Consider the following 14,877-nt stretch of genomic DNA (forward strand, 5'->3'; position numbering starts at 1 on the left):
ATGTAACTCCCTTTTTTCAAGAATAGCATATTTAACTTTGTTCCAAATAAAAAAGAACGGACATAGCATTCTATGTCCGTTCTTTTCATCACACATACTTCCGATGCACCATCTTCCCATCATAAGAAAACACAACGCCCTTACTCTCCACAATCGACTCCATATGCACCGTTCTTCCCCATAACTGATGAATGTATGGCAATACTTTTTCTAAGTATTTTAAATCGAGCTCGATTCCTTCGTAACTATGTTTAATGTACAATTCTCCGTTCTTTAAGTAATCTCCATCTTCTACTACTAAGTACGGGAAGCCACCGTTTGTACGCATATTTACGAGTTGATCACGCACATGTTCCCACTCTTTATCTATTACTTTATATTCTTTTCCTTGGCGCTGGAATAAGTACATATCTTCTCTCATTACGAGATCTTTGTTTAAGTAGTTTCTTAAGAATGATACATCCCATTCGATTTCGCGTACTTCAAAGATTTTGTCCCGACCAGATCCTGGCTTTACGCCGCGTCGTTTCATTTCTTCTGTCGGGTTATTGTAGCGTTCTTCAATATCTTCGAACATTTTAATACCAAGGTAGTATGGGTTAATACTTGTTTTAGATGGTTGAACTACACCTGCATTAAGCTTTGCGAATTCAATCGCTTCAGAAGATGTTAAGTCCATTTCACGGAGTATGCGTTGATGCCAGTACGATGCCCAGCCTTCGTTCATGATCTTCGTTTCAAGCTGCGGCCAGAAATATAACATTTCCTCGCGCATCATCGTTAATATATCGCGCTGCCAATCTTCTAGCTCACGGCTATATTCTTCAATAAAGAGTAGTAAATCTTTCTCTGGTTGCGGCGGAATTTTCTTCTTTTTATGCATATTAGGCCGTTCTCTCTTTTTGTTTCGATCATCTAAATTCCATAAATCATCGTACTGTGATATCTTTTTCTTTTCTACATCCTCTTCTAAATCTTCAATACTCCACGCAAGTTTTGGACGCATAAGCGATGGATCAATGTGCTCTTGAATGGCAAGTACGGCATCTAAAAATGTTTCTACCTCTGCCTTTCCATACTTATGCTCATATGCTTTCACACGGTCCGCTGTTGCCGCCATACTTTCTACCATATCTCGCTTCGTATTTGAAAAACGAATATTATTTTTAAAGAAGTCACAGTGTGCTAAAACGTGCGCTACAATTAATTTATTTTGAATTAAGGAGTTCGTATCTAGTAAAAAGGCATAACATGGATCAGAGTTAATAACGAGTTCGTATATTTTACTAAGACCTAAATCGTATTGTAATTTCATTCTGAAAAACTGTTTTCCAAAACTCCAATGTGAAAACCGCGTCGGCATCCCATACGCACCAAATGTATAAATAATTTCCGCTGGACATATTTCATAACGCATCGGATAAAAATCAAGCCCAAATCCAGTCGCAATTTCCGTAATTTCCGCAATTGCATATTGCAGTGCTTTATCGTCACTTACTCTCATTATTTTCCCTCCTTACACTTTCCCTTAAGAAAGTGTATGATGAGGAACAAGCTTTCATGAGGATTGATTGCATAATAAAAAGACATCCTCATAAAAACGAGAATGTCTCATCTATTAACCTTCAATAATCTCCATCTTCTCCGTAATCGGTGTACGAGCTTTTCCTTCTGGTGCTTTATCGAAATAGCCAAGGTGAAGAATTCCAACGATGCGTTGACCTCTTGTTAAACCAAGTCCTTCTATAAATAATGGATTGTAGTTTAATCCGCCTGATTTCCAAACACAACCTAATCCACGTTCCCAAGCAAGAAGTTGGAAGTTTTGCATAAATGCACATGTCGCAGCGTAATCTTCGTCTCGCTGAATTTGGCGTGGATCTTCATTCATATATACAACGATTTGTGCAGGCGTACTTAAGAAACGATCTGATAAAATTTTACCACGTTTCGCTCTTTCTTCTTCTGTGAAAGAGTTTAATACTGCATCTACTAATTTCTTTCGGCCTTCTCCCATGTATAGTTTACAATTCCATGGTTCACGGTGCTTATGATTCGGTGCCCACGTTGCGTCGTTTAATAGCTCAATTAATAATTCTTTGTCCACTGCTTTATCTGTAAATGTACGAACAGAACGTCTTTCTTTAATCACATTTGCGATGGAAGTATATGTAGTCATATTTTTCTCTCCCTTATTTTTATCTATATGTATAACGTTTGTTATTGATATTGATTTTCAATTTCGATTATAACCTAGTTTTTTACTATTAATCAATGTTTTATGTTGGAAAACTTTCAAAAACGTCATTTCATACTGTGAATAAAAAAACTTAACTTGTTCACAAGTATTTCACATTTTATGGAAATGATATGTATACAGTTTTCCACATTATCCATCTAGGAGGAGTCTATATGTACAAAAAAATCGCAATAAGTATGACTATGGCAGCACTATTATGCGGGATATCTATCTTCCCCGCTTCCGCCGCTACACCAAAAGCAGTAACATTGCACCATCATAAACCAATTTCAGAAGAAGAAATGCAGTCGCTCGAAAAACTCGGCTATAACAAACATGAAATTTGGAAAGCTGCTCATATTGCAAGAATCAGTAAAAAAGAAATAAAAGATGTTTTAGCTTACTATAAACAAAATAAATCTTGGGAGAAAACGGCCGAGCATTTCGGTGTAGATCCAAGTAAGCTAAAAAAGCATCATATGAATAAAGAAACGAAAAAAGCATTACTGCAAGAATTAGCAAATATGCAAAAATCTACACCAGACGGACTAAAACAAAAAATGAAAGAATATAATATCGGATTACGTCAGCTCACGGTATTAACAATCATCTCTCAAAAGAGTAATACCCCTCTTGATGATGTACTAAAAATGAAAAAAGACGGTATGGATATTAAACAAATCGCGGAAAAATTAAATGTTAAAAGAGAAGATATACGAGCAGAGATGATTAAATTAGTGAAGTCTATTAAAGAGAAGCAAACAAATTAACACGCAAAAAAGGAAGAGGTATTCACTGCTCTTCCTTTTCTTTATGAACTTTCAACTTTGAAGTATAAATTCCCGTATTTCCCAAAAACTAACATAAACAATGTAGTAAGGGGTGAGAAAATGTTTCGTTTATCGTCTAAAAAGAAGAAAAAAACAATCTGTTCCATTCCAGAGTTTGTCCTCACTATGAAAGAATCTAGTGATTTCGTTTCCTATAACATCGTAGAAGATGGGACACTATGTTTGTTTTATTATAAATCTACAGCTGAATCACTCCTCATTAATCGATTCATTTTAACACCTATAAAAAGAGAATTAGATCGCATTGAAAATATAAGTGACATAGCAAATATCGTTACACTCGAAGGGATCATCACCAATCCTTCTATTGATGATATTCGTGAAAAATTATTAGTTGGGTATGTACTCATACAGATAAAAAATGATTCTCAAGCAGCAGAATATGCACTTATTCGTGCTGAAAGTTCAGTTTTAGGTACACGATTATATAACGATACCGAAAATGAATATAGTGTAATCGGTCCAAAAGTCGGGTTTGTTGAAAATATTGATACAAATACACACTTACTTCGCCGAAATATAGTAACAGAGCAATTGGTTTTCAAAGAAGTTATAGTTGGCTCTATATCAAAAACAAAGGTGATAGTTGCTTACATCGAAGGCATTACAAATGAACAACACATCAATACTGCAATGCAGCGCTTACAAGATGTTGACTTTGATGTTCCTTTTGATGCAACTATGATTGAACAGTTTATTAGCGATAATAGTAACTCACCCTTCCCTGTTTTACTACCTACAGAGCGGTTAGACCGCTCTGTGTACGCATTACTGAATGGAGGCGTTGTTATTTTAACAGACGGTTCACCTTACGCATTAGCTGGACCAGCGACGTTACTTGATTTCTTCGTCTCGCCAGAAGATTATTATTTACCATGGATAGCAGGCTCATTTCTTCGAATGGTTCGCTTTTTCGGAGCAGCATTCTCGCTATTTTCATCAGCTATTTATACAGCTGTATTAACGTATCACTATCAAATGATTCCTGTGGATTTACTAGGTCCGATTATTTTTTCAAGAGCTAATGTACCCTTTCCGCCCATTTTAGAAGCACTTTTTTTAGAAATCACAATCGAATTGCTCCGTGAAGCTGGAGCACGATTACCTACAAAAGTTGGACAAACAATCGGCATCGTTGGCGGGATTGTAATTGGCCAAGCATCTGTTCAAGCTGCTTTAACGAGTAACATTTTATTAATTGCAGTTGCTTTATCAGCACTCGCTTCTTTTACAACACCAACTGTAAAAATGTCTTCTACTATCCGGATACTACGATTTCCACTTATTCTTTTAGCTGGTGCATTTGGGGGCTTAGGTCTTATTGTAGGATTCGTACTCATATTAGCTCATTTAATTCGCTTAAAATCACTTGGATCACCTTATTTATTACCTCTATATCCATTTCGCGGTTTAGGGACAGCAGAAGGACTCCTTCGCCTTCCATTTAGTCAAACTGCAGAACGCGCTTCTTTTCTAAGGCCCAAAAAGAAATGGCGCTATGACCCGAACAAAGCGAAAGAAAAACGCGACGGTGAGGAAAAATGAAAAATATTTTATTATGCTTTTCCATTATCATTTTAATTGTTCAATCTGGTTGTACAGAAGCATATATAGTTGATACACAGCGAATGATTCACGTAGGTGGATTCGATATAATAAAAGATAAAAAATTTCGCGGAACCATTTTATATCCCGATTACACAAAGGGCGTACAATCTAAACCAGAAACTCAATCAACTCATGCAGGTACAATTGAAACAATCTCTTCCCTTCTAAACGCCAAATCTCCACATACGATCGCTGTAGGTCAAATGCGTGTTGTCCTATTTGGAAAAGCATTTGGTGAACATGGACTTGGAGATGTTATTAACAACTTACAACGTGATCCTAACATTGGCCGTGATGTGCAGCTAGCACTTGTAGATGGTTCAGCAGAAGATTTACTGAAACATGTCAGAATAAATGGATCACTTTATTTATCTGATTTATTGGAGCAAAATATAAAAAACGAGACAATCCCGCGGACAGCTTTAAATATTTTTTTATATAACTTCTATTCATCTGGATGCGATCCATTTCTTCCTTACATTCAAGTATCAGAAGACAAATCTGCTTCCATTAAAGGGCTAGCTTTTTTAAAAAAGGATAAAGTGGTTATGTATACAGATAAGAAAAGGTCTTTTTTATTTAAATTACTCATTAATCCAACGAAAAATGGGCGTTACGAAGTCCCAATACGTCAAGGTAAACATAAAGGATTAATTGCTACTCAAAACTTATCCGGAAAAAGTGTATGTTCCCTTTCTCAAAACGGTGATATTCCAAGAGTTAACATACACTTAAAATTAAATGGACTCGTAAAAAATGCTCCCAGCTGGCTTGATTTATCGAAGAGCAAAAATGTAACTTACGTAAAAAGACATGTAGAAAAAGCGCTTGAGAAGGATTTAAACAAATTAATAAAACAATTCCAAGAAAATGAAATCGATCCAATTGGTATACGTGAAGAAATTCGTAGTCACTCAAGAAAATGGAGCATGAAACAAATTCAGAACATGTATCCTAACGTAGACGTTGCTGTCAATGTAAAGATTAATGTCGTACAATCTGGTATCGGAGAATAGTGAGGTGCTATCATGACTGAACAAGATAAAACACATACTGTTTCCCCTTATTTCACATTTCTTCTATTACACTCTCTTCAAATTGGAGTAGGTGTGTTAGGATACCAAAGGATTATTGCGCAATATGCTGGGTATGATTCTTGGATTTCCCTTATCGTTGCGGGCATTGCAACTCATATCGTACTATTTTGCATGCTTAAAATGTTAGAAAAAGATAATGATTTAATGAATATTCATACGACATGTTTCGGAAAGTGGATTGGAACATTTTTTTCTGTATGCTTTGCCGCATATCTTTTATTATTTTGCCTTACTGTTCTTCGTTCATATATTGAAGTGATTCAAGTTTGGGTCTTTCCTACAATTAAACCGTGGAAATTAACCTTACTATTTTTACTTGTAGCTTATTACATAATTAGAGGTGGCTTGCGGTCTGTAACAGGAATATGTTTTTGGGGAGTTATCATACCGATTTTCGTCCTATTTTTCTTAGTTTTCCCAATGAAATATGCACATGTCCGTAACATTTTCCCAATTCTTACTCATTCACCTTTAGAAATTCTAAATGCAACGAAAGCATCTGCATTAGAATTTCTTGGATTTGAAGCGATTCTTATTTTTTATCCGTTTATTAAAAAAGGAAAATCGATAAATAAATGGGCACATGGTGGTATTGCTTTTTCAACTGTTTTATACGTAGTACTGGCAATTGTTTCCCTTATGTACTATAGTCAAGGGCAGCTACACCATACCATTTGGCCAACATTAACGATGCTAAAAATCATTAAAGTTCCTTTTATCCAAAGGTTTGAGTACATTATTATTTTTCTATGGTATCTTATTATTTTACCTAATCTTTGTTTAACCATTTGGTCTTCTTGTTGCATTAGTAAAAAATCGTTTCACATACCATTTAAAATCACACTACCATTATTTATCGCAGTCATATTTATTTCATCCTTATTTTTCACAAACCGTGAAAGTATCAACACATTAAATACAGTACTATCTAAAGCTGGTTTATATATTGTATACGCCTATATCCCAATTTTATTTCTATTTCATTCACTACGATGGCGCTTCAAAAATCCGTCGAAAAAATCTTCAACCGATACACCATAATCTCTGATACAATTTGATTAATACATTTGTAAAGGGGACAAGCGTATGAAGAAATATGTATTTTCTTTACTTGCAGTACTGAGTTTAATTCTTGCTGGATGCGGAGCTACTAGTACAAATGAAAAAAAATCATCTGAATCAAAAGAAGAGCATGACCACGCCACGCACACTCAGCAAGCTGACATTCAAGAGAAAACAAAAGGAGTCGACACACTTCCTACCTTCCTAGACAAGCTTGATCCACAAATGAAAGACATTTACACTGTTGCTGGACAAAATGCAGAGCTATTAGATTGGATTCCATGTTACTGCGGTTGCGGTGAAAGTGTGGGACATAAAAATAATAAAAACTGCTTTATTCATGAAATGAAAAAGAATGGTGAAGTTGTTTGGGATTCCCATGCAACGACTTGCGTCAATTGCCTAGAAATCGCAGTTGAATCTGCTTCGATGAAACAAAAAGGAAAATCAACGCTTGAAATTCGTAACTATATCGATAATAAATACAAAGAAGGCTATGGCAAGCCAACACCTACGCCAATGCCAAAAGCTTAAAAACGAGGAAGCACCTCGTTTTTTTTTTCATTCACTTTTTTTCTTAACAAATTCTTTCAAGTGTATTTCTCCTTACTTGTCACACACTATATATAACTCCTCAGTAAGGAGGGTACACAGTGCAAACATATAACGACTATGATAAAGCTCTCTATTACACGTATTGCTGTAATTGGGATAAATTACTCGTTCTCATGGTTCAAACGAACGATCAACTATTTTCTAAGCGTATTGAACATTTTTTACACGCTTATCAATACAGTAAAGAACTACCAGAAGTTGATAAACAATTGCAGCTCCTATTTCAATATATTGACCACGCATCCCAAAAGTCACATATAGAAGAAGTAGAGCAAATTCAAATGTAAAATATAGCGCTATTCTCTTCTGGAGAATAGCGCTTTTTTAAAATGTTTATATCAATAAAAGTTTCCCCTTATAAAACTTTTATTGATAAACATATTTTTTCTTTCTTTTCTGTGCCACTTCATACTATAATTTAGTATGTAACTATTATAAGTGAGGTATAAAATATGGGACGAGAAAAAAAGCAAGAATATGCTTTACTTACCGCTTGGGGAGCTTCTTTTATCGCTACACTAGGAAGTTTATACTTTTCCGAAATCATGAAATTTGAGCCTTGTGTCCTTTGTTGGTATCAACGTATTTTTATGTATCCATTCGTTTTATGGCTCGGTATCGCTGTAGTAAAAAAAGACTATCGCATCGCAAGTTATTCTTTACCAATTGCAAGTATTGGTGCTTGTATTTCTTTATATCACTATGCGATTCAAAAAATCGCAGCATTTTCAGCTGCTGGGGCAGCTTGCGGTCGTGTACCATGTACGGGAGAATACATAAACTGGTTCGGCTTTGTGACAATCCCGTTTTTAGCACTTATCGGCTTTATTACAATCGCGGTTTGTAGCTTTATTGTCATCAAAAACAAATAAGGAGATGAAAGAATGAAAAAAATGCTTATATTTGGCGGTATTATTATCGTCTTATTTGCGGCAATCTTTGCTGTAACACAAATGGAAAAGAAAAACGCATCGACAGATGAAAAAGATTACTACTCAAATAAAATTTCTCTTGAGGATCTCAATAAAAATATAGAAGATAAAAAAGAACAAACGATTTACTTTTATCAAACCTCTTGCGTTCATTGTCAAAAGATCTCTCCTACTGTTGTACCTTTAGCGAAAGATTTAAATGTTGATATGAAAGTAATTGATATTGAAAATTTAAACGAACCTTGGGATAAGTACAATATCCAAGGAACACCGACAATTATTCATTTTAAAGATGGTAAAGAAGTAAGCCGTATTAGCGGAGAACAATCAAAAGAAAAGTTCAAAGAATGGTTTGAACAAACGAAGAAATAACGAGAAAAGGAAACTCCTTCTACACATGAAATGGGCGTAAAATCCCACACTAATGTATAAGGAGGGGGTTTTATGCCAGAAGTGAAATGCTCTGTTTCCAATTGCTCATTTTGGGGACAAGGTAACTTTTGTCAAGCAAATGCAATCGTTGTTCAACCAGATGCACAAGAAGCTGGTTCGAATGCAAATGATTCGTATACAGGCGCGGTTTTTACAAACGAGACGCTAGAAAGCTCTGTAACAACGAGTGTAGAAACTTGTTGTCATACATTTAAGCCAAAATATTAAACATAAAAAGCATACGATTACTCGTATGCTTTTTTTTACATCCCTCTCCAAAAATCATGCATGATAAAAAAGTACAAAATAACGAGAACAGCTGTACCGCATAGGGTAATGCGCCGATATATACTCTTCTCCCCTTCCCTTGCCTTAACAAACGCCCAAATGAATCCGAAGAATAATATTAAATCAACATATGGAACATAAAAAGAAAAGACGAGAAACGCATACAAATACACGATAAATAAACAGGTCGTTACTAAGAAAACTTTAAATGCAAATTCACTTTTCATAATATAACCGCCCCCTATCTGTACTGTATTATATTCCGCAAAATACAATAGTTGCAGTTAAACTCGAAGTAGAAATAAGCTACCGTCTATAATACGGTAGCCATTACGGAACATTATATTTCCGTTTATATATATTACTTAAAGTCGAAGAAGGAATTTGCTCATAACGAATTTTTTCTCCTGTTTCATCCACAATATACAAATTGTTTCCTATATAATATATTCCATCTTTTCGTTTTGAGTACACTGCATATCTTTCGTTTGGCAATACCGTTTTCACTTTTGTTAACTGCCCATTTGGTTCTTGCCAATATATATCGGCACGGTCTACTAACGTAAGTATGCCAATTTGTTCTTCTTCTATTTTACGACCACTCCAACTCACAACACGATAACCAAGCTTATTCGCTTCATATTCGGGGCTCGTATGAAAACGAGAAATGATTACTTTTGTCTGCAATTGTACTCGGTCATATAGCCACTGTATATCTCTGTCGTGCATACGGATACAACCATTTGATTCCTTACTTCCAATTGTCCATTCCCGATTTGTCCCGTGAATCGCATACTCTTTTTTATCTAATCCGAGCCACCTTGTACCGAGAGGATTGTTCGGTGCACCACCAGGTATTTTCTTTCGATGATATTCTTTATTTTTATATTTAGTTATAATACAAAAATTACCTTCAGGCGTTGGGGTACTATCCCTTCCAGTCGTTATTGGAAATGTTTTCATATAGTTTCCCTCTTCAAAAAAAGATAGCTGATTCGTCGTAAGGTTCACTAATATTAAATGATCTGTATCAGCAAAAGCACTAACCGGTAGGATGAAAAGTAATAGGATGACGAAACATAACTTTTTCATCTATATCCCCCCTAGCGCTCACTATAATAAGTGGAATTAACTTTACTTTGCTCTTATAAATGAAAACTATCCATTTACAATAACGCCCCCGTTTACATGTATCATTTGCCCGGTAACATAGGATGAATCGCCAGACGCTAAGTATACGTATGCTGGCGCTAGTTCATATGGTTGACCAGGTCGTTGCATCGGAACATTGCTTCCAAACTGTGAGACTTTCTTCTCATCGAAGCTAGATGGAATAAGCGGTGTCCAAATCGGCCCAGGAGCAACACCATTTACACGAATCCCTTTTTGCACTAACGATTGAGAAAGTGATCTTGTAAAAGCTACGATTGCCCCTTTCGTTGCGGAATAATCAATTAAAGTTTCATTTCCTTCATACGCAACGATAGATGCCGTGTTTATAATGACATCCCCTTGCTTTAAATGAGAAAGTGCTGCTTTCGCAACGTGAAAATAAGAAAAAATATTAATACGAAAAGTCTTTTCTAGCTGTTCTGCTGTAATATACTCTAGTCCTTGCTGCGGATATTGCTGCGCGACATTATTTACTAAAACATGTAAACTACCTAGCTGCCGAACGGTCTCTTGTACAATATCTTTACAATGCTGTTCATTGCTTAAATCACCCGGTAACAATACACACTTTACACCTTCTTGTTCTACACGTTGCTTCGTCTCATTTGCGTCTCCCTCCTCATCTAAATACGCAATCGCAATATTTGCTCCCTCTTTCGCAAAAGCGATGGAAACAGCTCGTCCAATTCCACTATCTCCGCCTGTAATTAGTACATTCTTTCCTTTTAACTTTTCGCTACCTTTATAATTTGGATCTTCAAACTGTGGTAGAGGATTCATTAATGATTCAATACCAGGCTGTTTATTTTGATGTTGCGCTGGCATTGTTACAAAGTTTTTTTGCTGCGGCATAGCTTCTTTCAACTCCTTCTTCTTATAATGTGCATAATAAAAACTGAAATTCACACATCGTTTTACGATTAATATTCGAATTTAAGACACAAAATATGAATTATTGTAAACTTTTTAAGCAAAACTATTGCAAAATAGTTAAAAAACGAATATTATATATAACTGTTGTGAAAATTATTCGTAAACAGAAAGGATGTTTATATGTTTAACCTTTCAAAACATAAAACTTCTATTAAAACTGAAATTATGGCAGGTATTATTACCTTCTTAACAATGGCATATATCATTGTGGTAAACCCTGTTATCCTTGGGGATGCAGGTGTTCCATTTGAACAAGCATTTACAGCAACCATTATCGCTGCTGTTGTCGGAACATTATTTATGGCGATTTTTACAAACTTACCAATCGCAATTGCACCAGGTATGGGATTAAATGCTTACTTCTCTTACTCTGTTGTAAAAGCTCATGAAGGCATGACTTTCGCAATTGCATTCTCTGCTGTATTCGTAGCAGGTATGATTTTAATTTTGTTATCATTCACATCTTTCCGTACAAAATTAATGGAAGCAATTCCTGAAAACTTAAAACATGCAATTACTGCTGGTATCGGTCTTTTCATTGCCTTTATCGGTTTGCGTTTAACAGGTATCGTTACAAAAAATGAAGCAAACTTAGTTGGACTTGGTGACCTTCACTCTGCTCCAGTACTACTAGCATTAGCTGGACTTGGAATTACAATTGTCCTTATGTCTTTAAATGTAAATGGTGCACTATTTATCGGAATGCTATTAACTGGTATTATCGCTTTCTTCACAGGACAATTAACATTCTCAAACGGTGTTACATCGATGCCTGGATTACCAGAAGGAATTATCGTTTCAAATCCAATTACTGCTGTATCTGATGTAATTAACTACGGATTGTACGGCGTTGTATTTTCATTCTTCCTTGTTACATTATTCGATACAACAGGTACATTACTTGGCGTTGCTCAACAAGGTGGATTTATGAAAGACGGAAAGCTTCCAAAAGCTGGACGAGCTCTTCTATCTGACTCATTCTCAGCAACAATCGGTTCTATGTTCGGAACAACACCATCAACAGCTTACATTGAATCATCTGCTGGTGTTGCAGCTGGTGGTCGTACTGGTTTAACAACAGTTACAGTAGCTGTTCTATTCGCACTAACAGCATTCTTCGGACCATTAGTAAGTGCCGTTTCTGGTGTATCAGCTATTACTGCACCATCATTAATTATCGTTGGTAGTCTTATGATGGGTTCAGTTCGCCACATCGATTGGGACGCATTTGATGAAGCATTCCCAGCATTCTTAGTAATCTTAAGCATGCCACTTACATCAAGTATCGCAACAGGTATCGCACTTGGATTTATTTCATACCCACTTATGAAAGTGGCAAAAGGTAAATTCCGTTCTGTTCACCCACTTGTATACGTATTTGGAATTTTGTTTGCTTATCAATTGATTTTCTTACCACATTAAAATCCCTCATAAAGAGGGATTTTTTATTTATAAAAAAGTAGAGCATCTAATTTCGATACTCTACTTTCCTTTTACAACAATCAAACGAATTACTTTTAACACTTCTCATTCACCTGTAATTCTTTACTATACTCTGGAATGAAAACTGATGAAATAACCATTACCATCCCTACACTACAACCAATAAGCTGATCCAGTAGCAGTTCATCATGAATGAACCAGCGCAGTAAAAATAAGCTACCAAAAATAAACATCATAGTAAACCCAGTATGTCTAAGCCCTTTATATACATTTTCTATATATATGTATCACCTCTCCACATACTTTTATCCATATTACACCACAATATTTCCATCAAGTAGTCGTATCGTGCTCTGGCAGTATGCAGCTACCTTTTGATCGTGTGTTACAACTAGTACCGTTTTCCCTTGTTTATTAATTTCTTTTAAAATGTTCATAATTTTTTCCCCATTTTCTTGATCAAGAGCACCAGTCGGTTCATCAGCAAGTATAATTTTTGTATCTTGTGCTAAAACCCTTGCTATCGCTGTCCTTTGCTGTTCTCCTCCTGATAACTCGTAAGGATATTTGTTAATATGCCTCTCAAGCCCTACCATTTTCAGCATTTCTTTTGATATTTGCATACGTTTCTTATGAGAAAATCTTCTATATACAAGCGGAAGCATTACATTTTCAACAACTGTATAATCATCTAGTAGCGAAAAGTTCTGAAACACAAATCCAACTTCCGTGTTTCTATACTTATGATAGTTTGACTTTAATGTACTCGTATCCATTCCATCTAAAAAATACTTTCCAGCAGAGGGGCTATCGATTAAGCCAATAATGTTAAGGAGAGTAGATTTCCCAGAACCAGAGGGCCCCATAATAGCTATCATTTCGCCTTTTTCTATTGTAAGATTAATATCCTTTAAAGCACTAAATTTATTCTTTCCAAAGCCCTTAGCCACATTTGCAAGCTGAATCATCTATAACACCTCTTTCATATATGTATTTTTTATTTTTAATACATTGAAATAAATGATTGCATATATAATGAAGATCATTACAATTGATAACATACTTATAACAATCAATGATTCTTTAGAGACTTGTAACGTTCCAAAAAAAGATACGGTGCTATTTTCTAACTCTTTTTGAATTTCAATCGCTCCGCTATTCTCCCATTGAAAATATATAATTCCTATACATATAGATAAAATGAATAACAACATATACTCAATAACAAACGGAAGACATAGTTGAAAAGTACTTGCTCCTAATGCTGATTTAATAGAAATATTTTTACGCTCCATATAAAGCGTGGCCATTGATGTTAATAAAATAGATATAAATGAAAAAGATAAGACTATACCGCTTAATAATAAGGGGTATGACATATTATCAATGCCTTGCTTTTCATTTTCTAACAATTTATTCGGATTTGTAACATAATACGAATACCCCTTGCCTTCTGTTACTTTTAATACTTTCTTTTGAAATTCATTTATATCCACTTTTCCATTTGTTTCTATAATTAGCCCATTGTATAAAAGGTCTACACTATAAAACTCTATTTCTTCTGTTCCAATTGGTAAAATAGCCATATCATCTAATAATGTAATACGATTATCCGATATTTCACCGCTTCGAGGATATGTAAATGGTGAATTTTTTTCTAAAAAACCAATTACTTTTAGCTTCATTTTTCCAGATTGTATAACATCACCAATAGATACCTTTTCTTTATAATTAGCCCCTAATATAACAGGTCTAATATCAAATACTGATTTATGAAATTCCGATTCCTCAAAATATCTTCCTTGTGAAATTCGTATATGAAAGTATTTATTAATATCTTTATCAACAATAAGAGTCTTTATCGTTCCATTTTCTTTTTTTAAACTAAGTGAATAGTTGCGGAACAAATAATTTGTTTTACTTGTTATTGGTATCGTATTAGATAACCCTTGAATGAAATGTTTATAATCACTTTTCGCTTTTTCTTCGCTAAACAATGTTATATCTTGCGTCGCATAGAGTTCATAGAAATTTTTATGAGTCGATAAATTATTTGCTACTGTCATCATTTTTCGATATCCCGAAAGATTACTAACAAATTCTATAGCTGAAGAAAATGCAATAATTAAAGAAATTACTATAATCAAACTTGGTAACAGCCGTTTTTTCACAGACCGTATAGAATCAAATATAAAAAACATGAC

General features: G+C 35.0%; 18 protein-coding genes. 10 read left to right on the forward strand and 8 right to left on the reverse strand.

The window, feature by feature from the left end; genetic code table 11:
* Nucleotides 1-88 precede the first annotated feature (88 nt).
* Together spoVR and ACXY7N_RS23845 are read right to left on the reverse strand one after the other, a co-directional pair.
* On the reverse strand, nt 89-1,504 hold the full coding sequence (gene spoVR / locus ACXY7N_RS23840) for a stage V sporulation protein SpoVR (RefSeq protein WP_016089234.1): 1,416 nt from the start codon (nt 1,502-1,504) through the stop codon (nt 89-91).
* A 114-nt stretch (nt 1,505-1,618) separates the two neighbouring features.
* Nucleotides 1,619-2,179: a nitroreductase family protein gene (locus ACXY7N_RS23845; RefSeq protein WP_016089235.1), complete on the reverse strand. Its 561-nt coding sequence runs from the start codon at nt 2,177-2,179 to the stop codon at nt 1,619-1,621.
* 233 nt (nt 2,180-2,412) lie between these two features.
* On the opposite strand from ACXY7N_RS23845, the gene ACXY7N_RS23850 reads away from it, so the two are divergent.
* From ACXY7N_RS23850 to ACXY7N_RS23890, 9 genes are all read left to right on the forward strand, one after another.
* Complete coding sequence (locus tag ACXY7N_RS23850; RefSeq protein ID WP_116349131.1) at nt 2,413-3,009, forward strand: hypothetical protein; 597 nt, start codon at nt 2,413-2,415, stop codon at nt 3,007-3,009.
* A 120-nt stretch (nt 3,010-3,129) separates the two neighbouring features.
* Entirely contained in the window at nt 3,130-4,635 is a 1,506-nt protein-coding gene (locus ACXY7N_RS23855; RefSeq protein ID WP_000489317.1) for a spore germination protein, read from the forward strand.
* Nucleotides 4,632-5,714, forward strand: a complete 1,083-nt coding sequence (gene gerYC, locus ACXY7N_RS23860) for a spore germination protein GerYC (protein ID WP_488592640.1) — start codon at nt 4,632-4,634, stop codon at nt 5,712-5,714. The genes ACXY7N_RS23855 and gerYC overlap by 4 nt, the downstream gene beginning before the upstream one ends.
* 12 nt (nt 5,715-5,726) lie before the next feature.
* Nucleotides 5,727-6,836: a GerAB/ArcD/ProY family transporter gene (locus ACXY7N_RS23865; protein WP_098985940.1), complete on the forward strand. Its 1,110-nt coding sequence runs from the start codon at nt 5,727-5,729 to the stop codon at nt 6,834-6,836.
* A 45-nt stretch (nt 6,837-6,881) separates the two neighbouring features.
* Complete coding sequence (locus ACXY7N_RS23870; RefSeq protein ID WP_098800166.1) at nt 6,882-7,391, forward strand: PCYCGC domain-containing protein; 510 nt, start codon at nt 6,882-6,884, stop codon at nt 7,389-7,391.
* Between the two features lie 119 nt (nt 7,392-7,510).
* Nucleotides 7,511-7,759, forward strand: coding sequence for a YhdB family protein (locus ACXY7N_RS23875; protein WP_001195458.1), 249 nt, complete (start codon nt 7,511-7,513; stop codon nt 7,757-7,759).
* A 165-nt stretch (nt 7,760-7,924) separates the two neighbouring features.
* On the forward strand, nt 7,925-8,344 hold the full coding sequence (locus ACXY7N_RS23880; RefSeq protein ID WP_000532269.1) for a disulfide formation protein C: 420 nt from the start codon (nt 7,925-7,927) through the stop codon (nt 8,342-8,344).
* A 12-nt stretch (nt 8,345-8,356) separates the two neighbouring features.
* On the forward strand, nt 8,357-8,776 hold the full coding sequence (locus tag ACXY7N_RS23885; protein ID WP_016089240.1) for a thioredoxin family protein: 420 nt from the start codon (nt 8,357-8,359) through the stop codon (nt 8,774-8,776).
* Between the two features lie 72 nt (nt 8,777-8,848).
* Entirely contained in the window at nt 8,849-9,064 is a 216-nt protein-coding gene (locus tag ACXY7N_RS23890) for a DUF1540 domain-containing protein (RefSeq protein WP_016133662.1), read from the forward strand.
* Nucleotides 9,065-9,099: 35 nt separating this feature from the next.
* Here the strand turns inward: ACXY7N_RS23890 and ACXY7N_RS23895 are convergent, their stop codons facing one another.
* The 3 genes from ACXY7N_RS23895 to ACXY7N_RS23905 form a co-directional block, all read right to left on the reverse strand.
* Entirely contained in the window at nt 9,100-9,351 is a 252-nt protein-coding gene (locus ACXY7N_RS23895; RefSeq protein ID WP_000834195.1) for a hypothetical protein, read from the reverse strand.
* A gap of 103 nt (nt 9,352-9,454) precedes the next feature.
* Entirely contained in the window at nt 9,455-10,216 is a 762-nt protein-coding gene (locus ACXY7N_RS23900) for a L,D-transpeptidase (protein ID WP_016089242.1), read from the reverse strand.
* Between the two features lie 66 nt (nt 10,217-10,282).
* Nucleotides 10,283-11,149: an SDR family oxidoreductase gene (locus ACXY7N_RS23905; protein WP_016089243.1), complete on the reverse strand. Its 867-nt coding sequence runs from the start codon at nt 11,147-11,149 to the stop codon at nt 10,283-10,285.
* A 201-nt stretch (nt 11,150-11,350) separates the two neighbouring features.
* Here ACXY7N_RS23905 and ACXY7N_RS23910 point away from each other — a divergent pair, with 201 nt between their 5' ends.
* Nucleotides 11,351-12,652, forward strand: coding sequence for an NCS2 family permease (locus ACXY7N_RS23910; RefSeq protein ID WP_016133661.1), 1,302 nt, complete (start codon nt 11,351-11,353; stop codon nt 12,650-12,652).
* A 95-nt stretch (nt 12,653-12,747) separates the two neighbouring features.
* Here ACXY7N_RS23910 and ACXY7N_RS23915 read toward each other — a convergent pair whose 3' ends face one another.
* From ACXY7N_RS23915 to ACXY7N_RS23925, 3 genes are read right to left on the reverse strand one after another with little or no spacing between them, the layout of a single operon-like run.
* Nucleotides 12,748-12,951 (reverse strand): hypothetical protein, encoded by a 204-nt coding sequence (locus tag ACXY7N_RS23915; protein ID WP_033659629.1) that lies wholly within the window; start codon nt 12,949-12,951, stop codon nt 12,748-12,750.
* A 36-nt stretch (nt 12,952-12,987) separates the two neighbouring features.
* Nucleotides 12,988-13,641 carry an ABC transporter ATP-binding protein gene (locus ACXY7N_RS23920; RefSeq protein ID WP_016133660.1) on the reverse strand — a complete coding sequence of 218 codons (654 nt, stop codon included), beginning with the start codon at nt 13,639-13,641 and terminating at the stop codon, nt 12,988-12,990.
* Complete coding sequence (locus ACXY7N_RS23925) at nt 13,642-14,874, reverse strand: ABC transporter permease (protein WP_141533957.1); 1,233 nt, start codon at nt 14,872-14,874, stop codon at nt 13,642-13,644. It abuts the gene before it with no gap.
* Between the last annotated feature and the right edge of the window lie 3 nt (nt 14,875-14,877).

The organism is Bacillus sp. 5w2 (genome assembly GCF_054353775.1).

Excerpts from the sequence above, each read along its gene's own strand:
- ACXY7N_RS23920 (WP_016133660.1), bottom strand. The coding sequence starts at position 13,641 with ATGATTCAGCTTGCAAATGTGGCTAAGGGCTTTGGAAAGAATAAATTT.
- ACXY7N_RS23865 (WP_098985940.1), top strand. The coding sequence starts at position 5,727 with ATGACTGAACAAGATAAAACACATACTGTTTCCCCTTATTTCACATTT.
- ACXY7N_RS23900 (WP_016089242.1), bottom strand. The coding sequence starts at position 10,216 with ATGAAAAAGTTATGTTTCGTCATCCTATTACTTTTCATCCTACCGGTT.
- ACXY7N_RS23870 (WP_098800166.1), top strand. The coding sequence starts at position 6,882 with ATGAAGAAATATGTATTTTCTTTACTTGCAGTACTGAGTTTAATTCTT.
- ACXY7N_RS23890 (WP_016133662.1), top strand. The coding sequence starts at position 8,849 with ATGCCAGAAGTGAAATGCTCTGTTTCCAATTGCTCATTTTGGGGACAA.
- spoVR (WP_016089234.1), bottom strand. The coding sequence starts at position 1,504 with ATGAGAGTAAGTGACGATAAAGCACTGCAATATGCAATTGCGGAAATT.
- ACXY7N_RS23850 (WP_116349131.1), top strand. The coding sequence starts at position 2,413 with ATGTACAAAAAAATCGCAATAAGTATGACTATGGCAGCACTATTATGC.
- ACXY7N_RS23895 (WP_000834195.1), bottom strand. The coding sequence starts at position 9,351 with ATGAAAAGTGAATTTGCATTTAAAGTTTTCTTAGTAACGACCTGTTTA.
- ACXY7N_RS23905 (WP_016089243.1), bottom strand. The coding sequence starts at position 11,149 with ATGCCGCAGCAAAAAAACTTTGTAACAATGCCAGCGCAACATCAAAAT.
- ACXY7N_RS23925 (WP_141533957.1), bottom strand. The coding sequence starts at position 14,874 with ATGTTTTTTATATTTGATTCTATACGGTCTGTGAAAAAACGGCTGTTA.
- ACXY7N_RS23910 (WP_016133661.1), top strand. The coding sequence starts at position 11,351 with ATGTTTAACCTTTCAAAACATAAAACTTCTATTAAAACTGAAATTATG.
- ACXY7N_RS23885 (WP_016089240.1), top strand. The coding sequence starts at position 8,357 with ATGAAAAAAATGCTTATATTTGGCGGTATTATTATCGTCTTATTTGCG.
- ACXY7N_RS23845 (WP_016089235.1), bottom strand. The coding sequence starts at position 2,179 with ATGACTACATATACTTCCATCGCAAATGTGATTAAAGAAAGACGTTCT.
- gerYC (WP_488592640.1), top strand. The coding sequence starts at position 4,632 with ATGAAAAATATTTTATTATGCTTTTCCATTATCATTTTAATTGTTCAA.
- ACXY7N_RS23880 (WP_000532269.1), top strand. The coding sequence starts at position 7,925 with ATGGGACGAGAAAAAAAGCAAGAATATGCTTTACTTACCGCTTGGGGA.
- ACXY7N_RS23855 (WP_000489317.1), top strand. The coding sequence starts at position 3,130 with ATGTTTCGTTTATCGTCTAAAAAGAAGAAAAAAACAATCTGTTCCATT.